Source organism: Thiorhodovibrio frisius (genome assembly GCF_033954835.1).
Lineage (GTDB): Bacteria > Pseudomonadota > Gammaproteobacteria > Chromatiales > Chromatiaceae > Thiorhodovibrio > Thiorhodovibrio frisius.
In genome coordinates this window covers 4,416,494-4,431,542 of the sequence record NZ_CP121471.1, presented here as the reverse complement: position 1 = coordinate 4,431,542, position 15,049 = coordinate 4,416,494, and the positions used below count along the sequence as shown (strand labels likewise).

Here is a 15,049-nt window from a genome sequence, read left to right as displayed (position 1 = left end):
CGAAAACTCAGGTTGGCGGCTAAAGCGCATGACGTGCCGCGCGATACCTGGCTGCTGTCTGTTGCAGACTGACCTCGGCGGTGAGTGGCGGTGTCCAGTCGAGCTGCTGGCGGAGCGGCAGGCTGTCAATCTGTAACGAACCAGTCAGTCGGGCCAGAGTGGCGCGCTGACCGCTGAGCCAGGCCAGCCCTTGCAAGGCGACTTGCGGCAGGGGAAACAAGCGCGCCGGGCGCTCAAGACCGCTCGCCAAGGCGCGGATCAACGCGGGCGTTGAAAGATCCGCATCAGCGGCTAGCCAGGTCACCCCGGATGCTGCAGGGTGATGCAGGCAGTGCGCGATTAGATCGCACAGATTGGCCACTGCCAGCAGGCTGCGCTGGTTATTGATCGCGGCAAAGGGTAGCGGCAAGCCCAGGTCGATCAGTCGCATCAACCGTGGCAGATTGCCTTTCACGCCAGGTCCGTGCAGCAGGGGCGGGCGGATGATGACGATCTCAAGCCCGGTGGTGGCGCCTATGCGGTGCAAGGTCTGCTCGGCGGCGAGTTTGGAGCGGCCATAGGCGTCCTCCGGGGCTGGGGTGTCGCTAGCGCGAAACGGCTGGCCTTCTGTGGTGTGTTCGCCATTGACCTTAATGCTGCTGATGAAGACCAGCCGGCGCACTCCGGCGCTGGCGGCGGCAGATGCGAGATGTTCTGTAGCTGTGGTATTCGCGGCAAAAAAAGCCTGTTCCGGATTATGCGCCTGGTCGTGCATCACATGGGCGCGACCGGCGAGATGCACGATGCTGTCGATGCCGCGGAGCGCCTCGGTAAGCGGTGGGCGCTGGGCAAGATCGCCAAGGTGGCAGACGTCGCTGGCACCATCTGGCAGTGGACCATGGGTTCGCACGCCGGCTGCGACTCGCCAGCCAAGCCCGGCCAACCAAGGGCACAGATGGCGCCCGACAAAGCCGGTCGCGCCAGTGATCAGCACACGCGCGCCGGTCGGGTTGCTCACTCGAGGTCGATCCACACCGGGCAGTGATCCGAGGGTTTTTCCAGTGCACGGATGTCGTAGTCGATGCCGGCACCGCGCAGGCGCTCGCGCAGCGGGGTGCTGATCAGCATCAAGTCGATGCGAAGGCCGCGTTTTGGATTGTCCTCGAAACCGCGCGAGCGGTAGTCGAACCAGCTAAAGCGGTTGTCGGTATCTGGGTGCAGGAGGCGGAAGCTGTCGTGCAGGCCCCAGGCTGTCAGGGCTGAGAACCATTCGCGCTCCTCGGGCAGGAAGCTGCATTTGCCCGAGCGCAGCCAGCGTTTGGCGTTGTTCTCCCCAATGCCGATGTCGAGATCAAGCGGGGCGACGTTCATGTCACCCATCACCAGGATTTGCTGATCGGGGGTGAAGTCGCGGCGCAAATAATCAAGCAGATTGGCGTAGAAACGCTGCTTGTAGGGGAATTTCACCGGGTGCGCGCGGCTCTCGCCCTGCGGGAAATAACCATTGATGACATGCAGTTCGCTGCCGTCGCTTAAGGTGAAAACGCCTGTGATGGCGCGGCGTTGAGCGTCGGCGTCGTCACCCGGGAAGCCTTTGTGCAACCGTTTTGGTGGTTCTTTACTCAGCAGGGCAACCCCGTAATGTCCTTTCTGGCCATGGTAGGCCGGATGGTAACCAAGCGCTTCGATCATCTCGCGCGGGAACTGCTCATCAACGACCTTCGATTCCTGCAGGCCGATGATGTCGGGCGCAAGCAGGTCCTTGATGGCTTGCAGCTGGTGGGGGCGGGCGCGGATGCCGTTGATGTTGAAGGAAGTGAGAACCGTCATTGCAAGTGCTGAATGCGTATTTAGATGCCTGCCAGGATTAGGACCCGGTGTTTGCATGACGCAGGGCGTCGATCAGTAATTCGCGGTTGCGGTAGCGCACGTCGTCGCCACGGATGACATAAACCGCCTGCTCGGCGATATTGGCACCATGGTTGCCGAGCCGCTTGAGCGAGTGCGGAATTGTCAGCAGCTCGGCCATTGCTCTTGGCTGTTGGGCATAGGGGGAGTCAAGGATATCCTCGCGCGTGGACCTGACTTGCTGGTAGAACGCGGTTTCAAGCTCGAAAACCTCGATAGCTGGTGTCAGATCGGCCTCGGCTAGCGCGGTGACGCCCTGTTCGAGCATCTGGCAACCGGCAGCGAACAGCTGTTCAAAGGATTTGGACAAGGGGACCGATGGTGGCGAATAGCCAGACTCATGCAGGCGAATCGCGCTGCGCGCCATGCTGGCGGCATGATCGCCGCCGCGTTCGAGATCGTTGATGACTTTGGAAATCGCCATAACCAGGCGCAGGTCGACCGCTGTGGGTTGGCGTTTGGCGATGACAATGAAGATTTCTTCATCGGCTTCGAGCGTCAGGGTGTCGATGCCTGGCTCGCGATCAAGAACCAGATGCGCGGCGTTGATATCGGGCTCTAGCAGACTGGTCAGTGCTTCGCGGGTCTGCTCGAGCACGCGGGTTTTCATGTCGAGAACCAGGTCGCGTAGACGCGCGAGTTCCTGATCGAAGGCACGCATGATATGGCGGCCGCGCGGTGATTCAATCATCTGGAGAGCGCTCGGGCAGCGGGGTGGATTTGGCAGGGGCAGGTGACCCCGAGGGACGCCGGATCAGGGCAGAATGGTAATAGGTGTGCCATCGGAAACTTTTTGCCAGATCTCGTCCATGGCGTCGTTCTGAACCGCGATGCAGCCGTTGGTCCAGTCGAGTTCGTCGTAGTCCTTGACCAACGGTCCGGGCTGAAGCCAGTTGGGGCGACCATGAATCATAATCATGCCGCCGGGCCTGACGCCAATCGCGCGGGCAAACTCACGATCCGCCTGGTTCGGATAGGATACATGAATTGACTTGTAAAAACGGCTGTTTGGATTGCGCCAGTCGAGAATATAGTCGCCTTCCGGGGTGCGCTCATCGCCTTCCTGAACTTTGTGGCCTCTGGGCGAGTCGCCAAGGTTGACGCGATATTCGCGAAATACTCGCCCGTTATTGAGCAATTGCAACAGGCGCTCGTCTTTGCGCACCACGACTTTGTCCGCGTAGGTCGGCTCGATCGGGGGTTTAACTGGGCAGCCCGTGAAGCACAAAACAGCAAAGCAGAGAAGAACAAGGCGGCCAAGCCAAAAATGCTTTTGCCGGTCGTCGTGATGTGTGTTGGTGATTCTGAATGGCTGTGATTTCGAAGTGCGTGTGTTCATGCGGTAGAAATGTCAGTCAGCGCAATGGTGGATGTGGGTTAGCGCAATGGTAATAATGCCGCCGCCATGGGGGTGATGCTTGTTCGGACCGGGCATTCTGTCGCAGCGGTCAGTATGTCGCGGATGGCTTGGAGACTAGCGCAGCTTGCACGCGATCACAAGATTTCGGTGCCGCAGGGGCAGGATTGTTGTCATCCGACTGACATCGGCGCTAGAGCTGCGCTGTGCTAGACTCCCGGGCCATGTTGACCTATCCCACCATTGATCCTATCGCCCTCTCGCTGGGGCCGCTCAAAATTCACTGGTACGGCCTGATGTACCTGGTGGGCTTCGCGCTCGCCTGGATGCTCGGGCGCTGGCGCGTGGCGCACAGTCATTACGGCTCCCGTCTGGATTCGCCCTGGTCGGCCGAGATGGTCGACGATCTCATCTTCTACGGTGTTATCGGCACCATTGCCGGCGGGCGTCTGGGCTACATGCTGTTTTATGGCCAGGCGCAGATTCTCGACAATCCGCTTAACCTGCTCAAGGTGTGGCAGGGCGGGATGTCCTTTCATGGTGGGCTGATTGGCGTATTGCTGGCTATCTGGCTGTTTGCGCGCAAGTATCAGCTGCGTTTTTTTGAAGTTGGCGATTTTCTCGCGCCGCTGGTGCCGCTGGGGCTTTTGGCCGGTCGCGTCGGTAATTTCATCAATGGCGAGTTATGGGGGCACGCCACCCATGTGCCCTGGGGCATGCGCCTGCCCTGCATGCGTTTTCCTGAATCTTGCCAGGGGCTGCCGTCGGGGACGCTCTGGTCGTTGCCACTGCATCCGTCGCAACTCTACGAAGCGATGCTTGAAGGGCTAGTGCTCTTTGTGGTGCTGTGGCTGTTCTCCCGCCGTCCGCGCCCGACCATGGCGGTGTCCGGGCTGTTTTTGCTGCTGTACGGCCTGTTTCGTTTTGCTGTTGAATGGGTGCGCCAGCCGGATGCACATATCGGCTACCTGGCCTTTAACTGGCTGACCATGGGCCAGTTGCTCAGCCTGCCGATGCTGTTGGCTGGTGCCGGTCTGTTGGTTTGGGCTTATCGGGGCGGGGCGGTTCGGTCTTCGTAAGCGGGTCGTCGATTTCCGCCATGGTGCCGATCATGCCCGCCGGCAGCCGGTTCCAGGCGCTGATCAGAGACACCACTACCGCCGCCAGATAGGGAATGGCCTGCACCAGCAGCACGCTGATCCACACTTTCACGTCCAGCATGTAGGCGTCCTCGCGCTGTATGACGCCATGGGCGCCTAGGCACAGGGCGAGCGCGAACAAAGCTTCTTCTCGCGCATCGAGCAGTGCGCGAATCAGTGCCGGCGAGTGTGCCAGCTTGGGGGTGCGCAGAAAGGGCAATTTCCCCGAGGTCATGCCCGCCACAATTGCGCGGGCAATGGTGTGGGACAGCGCCAGTCCGGCCAGACCTGCGGCCAGGCTCTGGCGCCAGGTGGCCGACACGCGACGGCGGTACAGGAAGAGGCTTTTTAGTACCTTGAAGCTAAAGAGCACCAGCGGGATCAGGGCGACTGTCATATAGGGCGGGGTGACCTGGTCCGGGTAATAGATCATCGCCAGTGTCCAGCCGAGCGCGGCGAAGTTAAACAGCAGATTGAAGCTATCCGCGAACCAGGGCAGCCAGCCGGCGATAAAGTGATAGCGCTGTCCGGCGCAGAGTGCGGTGCGACGCCAGCCGAAGAGTTCGCGCCAGTGGTGGGCAAGAATGCGCACTGCGCCATAGGCCCAGCGAAAGCGCTGCTTGCGAAAATCGGCAAAGCTGTCTGGAATCAGTCCGCGCCCATAGGTACAGGGAATATACAGCGCCTTGTAACCCTGCTCGAACAGCCGCAGGCCAAGTTCGGCATCCTCGGTAATGCACCACTCGGCCCAGCCATGGGCAGCAACCAGGGTTTTGCGCCGGATCATGGTCATGGTGCCATGCTGAATAATGGCGTTGCGCTCGTTGCGCGTGACCATGCCGATATGGAAAAAGCCGCGGTATTCAGCGTGGCACATGGCCTTGAAGGCGTTCTGATCGCCATCGCGATAATCCTGTGGCGCCTGCACGATGCCAACGTCCGGGTCGTCAAAGGCCGGGACCAGATCGCGCAGCCAGTTGGGCTGCACCACATAGTCGGCGTCGATCACGGCCACCACGTCGACCTCGGGATGGGTTTCGCGCAGGGCGAAATTGAGCGCCCCCGCCTTGAAGCCCGCCAGCGGATCGACATGGAAGAAGCGAAAGCGCTCGCCCAAACACGCGCAATGGGCACATACGGGCTGCCAGACATCAGGATCTTTGGTGTTGTTGTCGATCACCAGCACCTCAAAGTGCGGGTAATCCAGCGCCGCCAGGGCATCCAGGGTTTCAATCAAGAGTGCCGGCGGCTCGTTGTAGGCCGGCACATGAATGGAGACGAAAGGCATATCCTGGTCGGACTTGATATGGCGGGGAAAAGGCCGGCGCCACTGCTTGAGCCAGAGCGCCTCGGCCCATTCGTGCGCCTCTGCCACCAGCAACACAATGACGCCGATGCCGCCGATCAGCAGTAGCGCGCCGACCGCAGCAGTCGCTGGGGTCATGTACTGGCGGGTGTAGTCGTAGATAATCCACACGGCCGCCGTTGAGATCGCATAGGTGATCAGCGCCAGGAAGCCCTTGCCCGATGAAGACAGAGACGCGCTGTCGCGATACAGCAAAAGCAGCAACAATACGGCCATGCCGACCGAGAGCGCGGCCAGCTCCTGCCATTGCGGAATGCGCACAACCGGTTGGGTGAAGTTGAATTTGGGTTCGCGTTCAGCGTTGTAGACGCCCCAGTAGGTGCCGACCCCACCTTCGAGCTTGGCTTTCCAGGGTTGGTCGAAGGCTTCGAGTACATAATAGATGTATCCGCCCTTCTCGGCCTCGGCGAGGAAACGCCGCAAAAAGCGCGTCTGGTTGGCCTGCGATGCCTCGGCACCGCGATTGCGCCGGCCGTTGCTGGGCCAACCAACCTCGCCAATAATCACGGGTTTGTCCGGATAGGCGGCCTGTACCTCATCGAAGCGATTGAAGGCAAAGCTGATCGCGTGATCGATCGGCAGGCCCTCCCAGTAGGGCAACAGGTGGATGGCGATAAAGTCCACATGTTCGACCAGTTCCGGGTGTTTCAGCCAGACGTGCCAGGGCTCGGCGGTGCTGACTGGAAGGTTGGTGACTTCGCGCACGCGCTCGATGTGCTCGACGAGATCCTCCACCGGCACATCGCCGCGCAGAATGCTCTCGTTGCCGACCATCACCCGCACGACGCTGCGATGGCCCTCGCGCAGTATGCTGATCAGGCGCTCGAGTTCGCGCTCGTTGGCGTTCGGAAAAGGGCCAATCCAGGCCCCCAGGGTGACATTGAAGCGGTGATTGCTGGCCAGGCCTGGAATCTCACCGAGCGTTTCCTCGACGCTATAGGTGCGCAGCGCATGGGCGCGGCCTTCGAGCAGCGCCATGTCGCTTTCGATCTGTTCTATTGTTGGAAAAATCTTCTCCATCGGGTCCTGATCGGCACGAATCGGCGAGAAGGAAAAGCCTTGAATGCGCGTCGGCCAGGGTGGCTCTTCGGAGGGTTGATTCAACAAACCCCAGATGGTGATGGTCAGCAGTGCCATCAGCATAGGAATTAACAGGGTCAGGACGCGTCTCATGAGGGGGCTCTTCGCGGGTGCTCGGGTGTTGGGTTGCGGATGTCGCTGGGCATGGTACCTGGTTGCGCCTGGAACCATTGCCAGTGGCCGGGAACGGGTCGCAGGGAAAGCGGTTTCAGCGCGGTTCTGAGTTTGGCCGAAGGGGTCAGGGCGAAGTAACCCGTAAAACCATCGGGAATTGTCAGCGGGGAGTCGATTTCGGGCTCGCCCCAGATTCGCACATGGGGCGCCAGATGATAGGCAAGGGACAGGATTTCGCCGGTGCTGACGCCGCTTGGGCTGACTGCCACCAGCGGGGCAGGGGCGGCATTGATGTCGTGGGCGAGAGCAGAATTGCCGGCGCTGAAGTTCTTGTTCCACCAGCTCTCGGCTTGGCCAATGGCTGCGAAGGACCAGAGCCCGGCGGTTAGCAGGGTGGCCAGTAGCATGCAGCCGGCCCATCGCCAGCCAGTCGAGTTGCCCGTGAGCATCTTGCTGAGGCTCCAGGCCAGCATCAGTTCAAGCGCGAGCAAGCCGGGCAAGGCATAACGTGGGTGCTGCGAGCGACTGCCGCCGAGCAATAAATCCGGCCCGAGCACCATGCCGATAAAGGCGAGCGCGAGCAACGGTAGGAACCAGACTGCCGGTCGCGGCGCCTTGAGCAGATAATGTCCCAGAGCCAAGCCAACCGGCACCAAGACTAGCGCGGTCCATGGCGGAACGCCCACGCCGGTGGTGCCGACGGGGCGAATGTCGATGAACACCCGTGTCAGGTGGTCGCGCCAGGCGAGAAACATCTCGGCGAGCGGGATGGGGCGCTGCATCCAGGACGTATAGTCATCGACCCGATCTGCGGCGACGATCATCAGCACCAGCCAGGGGGAGAGCAGCATGATGGCGGCGCCGACGGCCAGCGCAAAGCGCCGCGCCAGGGGGCGTACTTCCTGCTGCCAGCCCAGTTGCCAGTCCATTTGTGAGCTCAGTTTCGAGCCGAATTTCCAGTTGCTCGCAAGCAGCCCATAGAGTGCATGTAGTGGGATCAGCAGCGCTGAGAGCAGGTGGGTGTAGAGCGCAAGTGCGAGCAGCGTCGCATAGCTGGCCCAGTTCAGGTTGTCACGGGTGCGCAGGGCGCGCAGGAAAGCTGCGCTTGCCGCCGCCACCAGCAGCGTCCAGAGCGCGTACTGGCGACCTTCCTGCGCATAGAGCAGATATAGGGGCGATGCAGCGACCAGCAGCGCTGTGAGCCAGGGCGCTGGCCAGGATGCCGGTCGCTGCCAGGCATTCTGGGGTTGGCTCGAACCAAAGACTTCCTGCATCAGCCAGAAAGCGGCAAGCGGCAGCAGCACGCCAAAGCCAGCCGATGCGCCGCGCATGGCCGTCACCGGGTCGATAGGTAGCCCCATCAGCGCGCGTGCGAGCAGGTAATACAGCGGCGGATGCTCGGGGTGGCGCATCAGGGCGGTCAGCGTGGCCGCCCAGGTGTCGGCTGGGCCTTGCAGCAAGGCCAGTGCGTCCGCGGGTGACAGCGGGGTGGCGTTGAACAAGCTTTGGTTGACTGTGAGTGCGGACCGGCCGAGCACCCGGATCAGGGTAAAGACCTCGTCGTGCCAGACCAGCAGGTGATCGAATCCGACCAAACGCCACAGGCTGAGCGCCAGGATCAGGCCGCCTAGCAGCCAAGGCACCAGACCGACCGGCAGTGTGGCTTCGAGTGCTAAAGCGGGTGCGGGTTCTCGCGGGGATGTCTGCCGCGGCGCTTTGCGCATTGCGACTGATTTAGGGCTTGGGCAGTGTCACGCCACGCTGCCCCTGATATTTGCCCTTGCGGTCGCGGTAGGAGCTTTCGCAAACCTCGTCGGACTCGAAGAACAGAATCTGCGCGACACCCTCGTTGGCATAGATTTTTGCGGGCAGCGGCGTGGTGTTGGAAAACTCAAGGGTGACATGGCCTTCCCACTCGGGCTCGAGCGGCGTCACATTCACGATGATGCCGCAGCGCGCATAGGTGCTTTTGCCCAGGCACAGCGTCAGGACATTGCGCGGGATGCGAAAGTACTCCACGGTGCGCGCCAGTGCGAAAGAATTGGGCGGAATCATGCAGACATCGGCGCGCAAATCGACAAAGCTCGAGGCATCAAAGTTTTTTGGGTCGACGATGGCCGAGTTGATGTTGGTGAAAATCTTGAACTCATCGGCGCAGCGGATATCGTAGCCGTAGCTTGAGGTGCCGTAGGAGATGACGCGCTCGCCTTGGGGCGTTTCGCGCACCTGGGTCGGCTCGAAAGGCTCGATCATGCCGGTCTCGGTCGCCATGAGGCGAATCCAGTTGTCGGACTTAATCGACATCAGGCCTCCGCGCCAGGACGCGGCATGAATGGAAGGGGTGAATGGTTAATGCGCATGGTCCCGGCTATGCCGGAAAATGAATCCATGTGATTCACGGCAAGCCTCATGGCGCGGCGCCACGCCTTGGGATGAATTGGCTTTTGCATGCTAAGTGCTTGTGGTGCGGCCTCGGGGGAGGAGCCGTTGATCTGGCGTGCTCCGAACAGCGGCCTGTCAGGAGCAGGTTGCTTCTTGGGCCGAGACGACTGTTGATCTGTTGGCAGCCAGATTGCGCTGCCGGCTGGAACGGGCGCGCGGCCGTCGCGGATGGGATCGAGCCAGGCGGGGTTGGCGCGGATGAGTTCATAGGCAGGCACCCGATACTCGCGTGCGATTTGGTTTATTGTCAGGCTGCGCGCTAGGCGCTCACGCTTGTGCGCAATCGGGGGCTCATAATGGATGTTGCCGGGAAAATAGTTGTTGGCGTTCATGGCGACATGTCGCGCGGCGATGAATTCCGCATAAAAATTGCGCGAGGCAAAACCAAAGTAGCGCCCACGATAGGATTTTACGATGCTGCCGATGTCGTTGCCATGCAGCGCCCGGGCATTGCTCATGCCGCCGACCCCGTGGTTGTATGAGGTAATTGCCAGCGGCCAACTGCCGAGTTCTCGGTGTGCCTCCGCCAGATAGCGTGCGGCGGCGTCGGCGGCGATGAAGGGATCGAGGCGCTCGTCGATCTGGCTGTTCACTGTCATGTAATGCCGCCCGGTGGAGCGGATGAACTGCCACATGCCGGTCGCGCCTGCGCTTGAGCGGGCGTTGAGTTGGAAGGAGGACTCTACGTGAGGCAGATAGGCGAGGTCCTCGGGGACCCCATGGCGACGGAAGATCTCCCGGAACTCTTGATCATAGCGCCCGCTGATATCGATTCCGCGCCGGAAACGTTCGCGCAAGCCGCGCTGGGTGCGCACGCGCTCGGCTGGGTTGATCAGGGCCGCAGCGCCGCCAGCGGCGGTGATTTTGTCTTTAAGCGCGCGTTCCTCGTTGGTTAGTGGGGCATTGCTCGCGAGCTTGCGAGACAGTCGCTGCAGCCGTTCGCTCCAACTCAGTTTCAGTCGGTCGACAAAATCCCGCTGTTGCGGCGTATAGGACGCCTTCACGGGGCCGGGAAGATCGGCGATTTGGTAGATGAGGTCCAGATAACGGTCGTCGTGCACAACCACCTGAGATCGGCTCCATTCGGCGTACACCTTGCGCCAAAATTCGACATTTGGCTTCAGACTGGCCGGCACCGCAAAGTCATGGGTGGTGGCAAACTCGGGCTGGGTGTCTTGGTTGGCGCAGCCTGACGGGAGCAGGGCCAGCACCGCAGTGAACATCGCAAGAAGCAGTGCCGCGAAATGCGGAGACCGCTGCCGGGCAGGTTGGTGCATGGTGACGGCGAGGATTCTGTTGGCTTGGTGAGTTGAAGTCTGGACGGCTGTTTGGCGCCGGATACCAGTTAGAGGTGGGAACGCCCTGATTAGCGAGAGACTTGCTAGCCTGGCATCGCAGGCAACCGGGCGGGTGAACTCTAATGGGAAAGGTGCGCCGGCGTCAAAAAGAGATGTTGCGGGCGCCACCGGCGAGTCCCAACTCGCCGGTGGTTTGGTCAGCGCGCTGCTTTAGCTGAACCAACGATTGCTCAATTAGCCATTGCTCAATCAGCCATTGCCTAATCAGCCATTGCCTAATCAGCCATTTCTAGGCGACTGCGCATGGCAGGTACCGAGTACTCCCGCTGCACTTCACAGACGCGCAGGATGGTGTCCTTGCCGCGTTCGTCGCTGTTGCGGAAGGCGTCGATCATTTTCCACTCGGTCTTGCTCAGCGGGGATTTGTCATCCAGGCATAGCAGATAGGTTGGCGTCAGGCCGTCGAGAGCGTTGGACAACTCGGATGCCTCTTCCAAGCCCATCCGGCGGATGCCCTGCTCATAGTTGCTAATACGGGATTTGGACAGGGAGTTGGTCCGAGCGGCCAGCTCAGCCAGGCTGTAGCCATGAGCGTTGCGGGCGGCGCGCAGGCGTTGGCCGATCATTTTTGTGAGGTTAATGCTTTCTTCGTCCATAGTATCTCTCGCATTGAGGTGAAAAAATTGTTTCAGTGGACGTTTGTAGGGAAATTCCCTACAAATGTCCGTGGGGGCTATCGTACACCTGAGGCTCTGAAGGTCAAGGGTTTTTTTTCATCGATAACAATGCGAATTCTGGCGATAGTGGCTTGTTGCGGCTGAGTAATGCGAGGCGCTGTGCTTTGGTTGGTAAAACTTGGCGGATTTTCGCTCGACCTGAGACGTGAATGCTTGCCTTTTGAAGGGTCTAGGGGCTGCGCTGTTCGCGGCGGCTGGGCATCGCTAGCCATTGGTGCACCTGAGATGCCGGTTTCTTGTCTCGGCGATGCTGCAAGCTGGCAGCGGAGATCGATCACAGAAAGACAGAAAAATGGCCCGTCACGGACAAAAAAAACTGTGCTGTTCCTGTGTCGCCGGGGCTGCCCGGGCAGCGATGGTTATTCTGCCCAGTCGATTGGGGATGGCGGATAAAGCGTTGATGCTTTGCGCCCTCGCTCCCGCCAAGCAGGGTTGCTCGGGTGGACATTGGGGCGGGGCGGTTTTGCGGGCAGGCGCGATGCGCCGAGCGCGAGGGGCTTAGCTGTCGAGGTCGCTGAGGATGTTGCGGGCGACGCGGCGCTGGTCGGCAGTGCCGTCTTCGAGGACGCGATAGAGCAGATGACGGGCGGCGTTTAGGTTGCCTTCAGCGCGGTGTTGGTTGGCTTGGTAAAGCAGGGTGTCGGTGGCTGCGGTGGGCATCGCGCTGGAACCGCTTGCGTCGACTCTTGCGCCGCTTTGATGTGGGTGCAGATCCTCGGCCTCAATGGCATCGAGTTCGGCTTCCATTTCATCATCTGTCAGCGGCCGGAAGCGCTCAGGGTCGTTGATATCGCTGCTATCAATTTCATGACCAACCGCGATCTCAGCCGCACCCGGCCCTGCGGGGGGCTTTGGGGATTTCGGGCGGTGCGACCCGGTTGGCGGGTCATCGTCGCCGGGGGAGTCATCGTCGCTTTGCGCGCGTGCTCCGGCATCTTTCTGAAAGAAGCGCGAGAACAGAATGCCAAGCTCATAGAGCAGCCACATGGGTATGGCCAGCAGGGTTTGGGAAATGACATCTGGCGGCGTGAGCAGCATGCCGGCAATGAAAACACCAACAATCACATAGGGGCGCTTGTTTTCCAGCGCTGCCGGTGTGGTGATGCCGGCGGCCACCAGCAGAATGGTGGCGATGGGAATCTCAAAGGCGATGCCAAAGGCAAAAAACAGCTTGAGAATGAATTCCAGGTAAAAGGCGATGTCCGGCATTTGCTGTACGCCCTCGGGCGTGACCGAGGTGAAGAAGCCGAAGACCAGCGGAAAAACCACAAAGTAAGCGAACACCATGCCCAGGTAGAACAGGACGATGCTCGAGGCCAAAAGCGGCACCGCCAGGCGCTTTTCGTGCCGGTAGAGCCCGGGCGCGATAAAGGCCCAGAGCTGGTAGAGGATGTAGGGCATGGCGATGAACACCGCCACCACCAGCGCAAGCTTGAAGGGAGTCAGAAAGGGCGAGGCCACCTGGGTGGCGATCATGGTCGCGCCTTCTGGCAACTGGGCGCGGATCGGCGCGGCGATCCAGGTATAAAGTGTGTTGGCGAAGGGGAAGAGCCCGAGGAAAACGATCACAATAGCCACGACCATGCGCAGCAGGCGGTCGCGCAATTCGATCAGGTGGTCGATGAAGGGCTGTTCACTGCCGCCGTCATCGGCTGCGAGTCGCGGGTCGGGCAGGCGTTCGTTCATGCTCAGGCGTGCGGCTCTTGCCCGGATTCAGCGCCAGATTCAGCGTCGGACTTGGCGTTGGTTTGGAGACGCTTGCCGCCAGTCAGCGCCTGGCCTTTGGCGGCGGTTTTGGGGTCGAACTGCTCTTCGAGAATCTCATCGAGCGGCTTGCGCTCGTTCTGGCGGCGGATGATCTCGCGCAGTTCTTCAGCTTTGATTTCGCGATCAATCTCGTCTTTGACTGACAGTAGCGCTCGTCGCCCGCGCCCGACCCAGCGCCCGGCGGTGCGCGCCAGACGTGGCAAGCGCTCTGGCCCCACGACCAGCAGGGCCACCACGGCAATCACGACCAACTCAAGCGCGCCGACGTCGAACATGGTGCAGCTGTCTCGCGGTTAGCGGCTGGAATCCGAGGGCTTGGCCGTTTCACCGGCAGGCTGGGAAGCAGGTTTGCCGGGTTCGTCGGTCCGACCCGAGAGTTGCGCGCTGGATTGATTCTCTTCCTCTTCTGCATCCTTGCGGTCAGGGTCGCTCATTGCCGAGCGGAAACCCTTAACGGCTCCGCCAAGGTCTGAGCCGAGGTTTTTCAACTTCTTGGTGCCGAAGAGCAAGAGCACGATGACGAGCACGATCAGTAGTTGCCAGATACTAATGCCACCCATTCCCATAGAATCCTCCTGTGTGCCTATCCGGTTTGCCAGCGATGGGTGCTGGGCAATGGGGCAGGCTTGTCTGTTTCTTGTTGAAGCTGTGATAAAAGCGACGGCGAATCATACCGCAACCGCGCGGCACGATGCAGTCCTGACAAGCGCGATCACGCCAAAGTGCAGTTGCATCATGACTCAGGCTGGTGGTTTACGCGCGGCTTTTTCGGCCAGACCCGAGAGACCAAAACGCCGGTCGAGTTCATCCAGCACGGCGTTCGGGTGCAGACCCTGATCTGCAAGCAGCACCAGGCTGTGAAACCAGAGGTCAGCGACCTCTTTGACGAGATGCTCGCGGTCGCCATCTTTGGCGGCCATCACGGTTTCGGTCGCTTCCTCGCCAATTTTTTTCAGGATGGCGTCTAGCCCCTTGGCGTAGAGCTTGGCGACATAAGAGGATTCCGGCTCCGCCTGCTTGCGGGCCTCAAGCACCTCGGCCAAGCGTTCGAGTACGTCACTCATGCTGCGCGATCCCCGGCGCTCAGGCTGTCGGCCAAGCGTTGGCCCTCGGCGAAGTCCAGGGTGCCCTCGTAAATGGCGCGCCCGGTGATTGCGCCGCTGATGCCGCCTTTGGTGAGTTGGGCGGCGATTCCGGCCAGAGCGCGCACGTCATCAAGGGTGGTGATGCCGCCCGAGGCGATGACTGGCACATCAATGGCGTCGGCCAGACGCGCGGTGGCCTCGAGATTGGGGCCGGTCAGCATACCGTCGCGGCCGATGTCGGTGTAGATCACGGCGCCGATGCCGTCGCTGGCGAAGCGCCGCGCCAATTCTTCCACTCGGTGCTCAGTGGTCTCGGCCCAGCCGCGGATGGCGACCTGTCCATCCTTGGCGTCCAGCCCGACCAGAATATGACCAGGGAAGGACTTGCAGGCGCGGGCAACGAACTCGGGTTCGATCACCGCCTGGGTGCCGATGATACAGAAATGCACGCCCGCATCCAGATAGGCGCCAATGGTGTCAAGATCGCGGATGCCGCCGCCGACCTGAATGGGCAGTTCGGGGTAGGCAGTGGCGATGGCGCGAATGGCCGCGCCGTTGACCGGGGTGCCGGCAAAGGCACCGTTAAGATCAACCAGATGCAGGCGACGCGCGCCGGCGCTCGACCAGCGCCCAGCCATCTCCACCGGATTGTCGGAAAAGCGGGTTTCATCGTCCATGCGCCCTTGGCGCAGGCGCACGCAGCAGCCGTCCTTGAGGTCAATGGCGGGGATCAGCAGCATAGCTTGAAGGCTTCCTTGATTGCATCTGTTGGGTATT

General features: G+C 60.9%; 15 protein-coding genes. 1 reads left to right on the top strand and 14 read right to left on the bottom strand.

Annotated elements, in window-relative coordinates:
• Positions 1 to 19: 19 nt before the first annotated feature.
• From Thiofri_RS20310 to Thiofri_RS20295, 4 genes are all read right to left on the bottom strand, one after another.
• Positions 20 to 997 carry an NAD-dependent epimerase/dehydratase family protein gene (locus Thiofri_RS20310; RefSeq protein ID WP_009147961.1) on the bottom strand — a complete coding sequence of 326 codons (978 nt, stop codon included), beginning with the start codon at positions 995 to 997 and terminating at the stop codon, positions 20 to 22.
• Positions 994 to 1,809 (bottom strand): exodeoxyribonuclease III, encoded by an 816-nt coding sequence (gene xthA / locus Thiofri_RS20305; RefSeq protein ID WP_009147960.1) that lies wholly within the window; start codon positions 1,807 to 1,809, stop codon positions 994 to 996. The genes Thiofri_RS20310 and xthA overlap by 4 nt, the downstream gene beginning before the upstream one ends.
• Positions 1,810 to 1,846: 37 nt before the next feature.
• Positions 1,847 to 2,578, bottom strand: coding sequence for a phosphate signaling complex protein PhoU (gene phoU / locus Thiofri_RS20300; protein WP_009147959.1), 732 nt, complete (start codon positions 2,576 to 2,578; stop codon positions 1,847 to 1,849).
• Positions 2,579 to 2,641: 63 nt separating this feature from the next.
• Complete coding sequence (locus tag Thiofri_RS20295) at positions 2,642 to 3,226, bottom strand: L,D-transpeptidase family protein (protein ID WP_009147958.1); 585 nt, start codon at positions 3,224 to 3,226, stop codon at positions 2,642 to 2,644.
• A 242-nt stretch (positions 3,227 to 3,468) separates the two neighbouring features.
• Here Thiofri_RS20295 and lgt point away from each other — a divergent pair, with 242 nt between their 5' ends.
• Positions 3,469 to 4,323, top strand: coding sequence for a prolipoprotein diacylglyceryl transferase (lgt, locus tag Thiofri_RS20290; RefSeq protein ID WP_009147957.1), 855 nt, complete (start codon positions 3,469 to 3,471; stop codon positions 4,321 to 4,323).
• Here lgt and Thiofri_RS20285 read toward each other — a convergent pair.
• From Thiofri_RS20285 to hisA, 10 genes are all read right to left on the bottom strand, one after another.
• A complete protein-coding gene (locus Thiofri_RS20285) occupies positions 4,247 to 6,922 on the bottom strand; it encodes a glycosyltransferase (RefSeq protein ID WP_009147956.1) in 2,676 nt (891 codons plus the stop codon). The two genes, lgt and Thiofri_RS20285, sit on opposite strands and share 77 nt — an antisense overlap.
• Positions 6,919 to 8,667, bottom strand: a complete 1,749-nt coding sequence (locus Thiofri_RS20280; RefSeq protein ID WP_009147955.1) for a glycosyltransferase family 39 protein — start codon at positions 8,665 to 8,667, stop codon at positions 6,919 to 6,921. The genes Thiofri_RS20285 and Thiofri_RS20280 overlap by 4 nt, the downstream gene beginning before the upstream one ends.
• A gap of 10 nt (positions 8,668 to 8,677) precedes the next feature.
• Entirely contained in the window at positions 8,678 to 9,247 is a 570-nt protein-coding gene (dcd, locus tag Thiofri_RS20275; RefSeq protein WP_009147954.1) for a dCTP deaminase, read from the bottom strand.
• Positions 9,247 to 10,662, bottom strand: coding sequence for a lytic transglycosylase domain-containing protein (locus Thiofri_RS20270; protein ID WP_009147953.1), 1,416 nt, complete (start codon positions 10,660 to 10,662; stop codon positions 9,247 to 9,249). The genes dcd and Thiofri_RS20270 overlap by 1 nt, the downstream gene beginning before the upstream one ends.
• A 296-nt stretch (positions 10,663 to 10,958) precedes the next feature.
• Positions 10,959 to 11,339, bottom strand: a complete 381-nt coding sequence (locus tag Thiofri_RS20265; protein ID WP_009147952.1) for a helix-turn-helix domain-containing protein — start codon at positions 11,337 to 11,339, stop codon at positions 10,959 to 10,961.
• 579 nt (positions 11,340 to 11,918) lie between these two features.
• The gene (gene tatC / locus Thiofri_RS20260; RefSeq protein WP_009147951.1) at positions 11,919 to 13,106 is read right to left on the bottom strand and encodes a twin-arginine translocase subunit TatC; all 1,188 of its coding nucleotides are present in this window, start codon (positions 13,104 to 13,106) and stop codon (positions 11,919 to 11,921) included.
• Between the two features lie 2 nt (positions 13,107 to 13,108).
• Complete coding sequence (gene tatB / locus Thiofri_RS20255; RefSeq protein ID WP_009147950.1) at positions 13,109 to 13,462, bottom strand: Sec-independent protein translocase protein TatB; 354 nt, start codon at positions 13,460 to 13,462, stop codon at positions 13,109 to 13,111.
• Between the two features lie 18 nt (positions 13,463 to 13,480).
• Complete coding sequence (gene tatA / locus Thiofri_RS20250) at positions 13,481 to 13,753, bottom strand: Sec-independent protein translocase subunit TatA (protein WP_009147949.1); 273 nt, start codon at positions 13,751 to 13,753, stop codon at positions 13,481 to 13,483.
• Between the two features lie 174 nt (positions 13,754 to 13,927).
• Complete coding sequence (locus tag Thiofri_RS20245) at positions 13,928 to 14,251, bottom strand: phosphoribosyl-ATP diphosphatase (RefSeq protein WP_009147948.1); 324 nt, start codon at positions 14,249 to 14,251, stop codon at positions 13,928 to 13,930.
• Positions 14,248 to 15,012 carry a 1-(5-phosphoribosyl)-5-[(5-phosphoribosylamino)methylideneamino]imidazole-4-carboxamide isomerase gene (gene hisA, locus Thiofri_RS20240; RefSeq protein WP_009147947.1) on the bottom strand — a complete coding sequence of 255 codons (765 nt, stop codon included), beginning with the start codon at positions 15,010 to 15,012 and terminating at the stop codon, positions 14,248 to 14,250. The genes Thiofri_RS20245 and hisA overlap by 4 nt, the downstream gene beginning before the upstream one ends.
• Between the last annotated feature and the right edge of the window lie 37 nt (positions 15,013 to 15,049).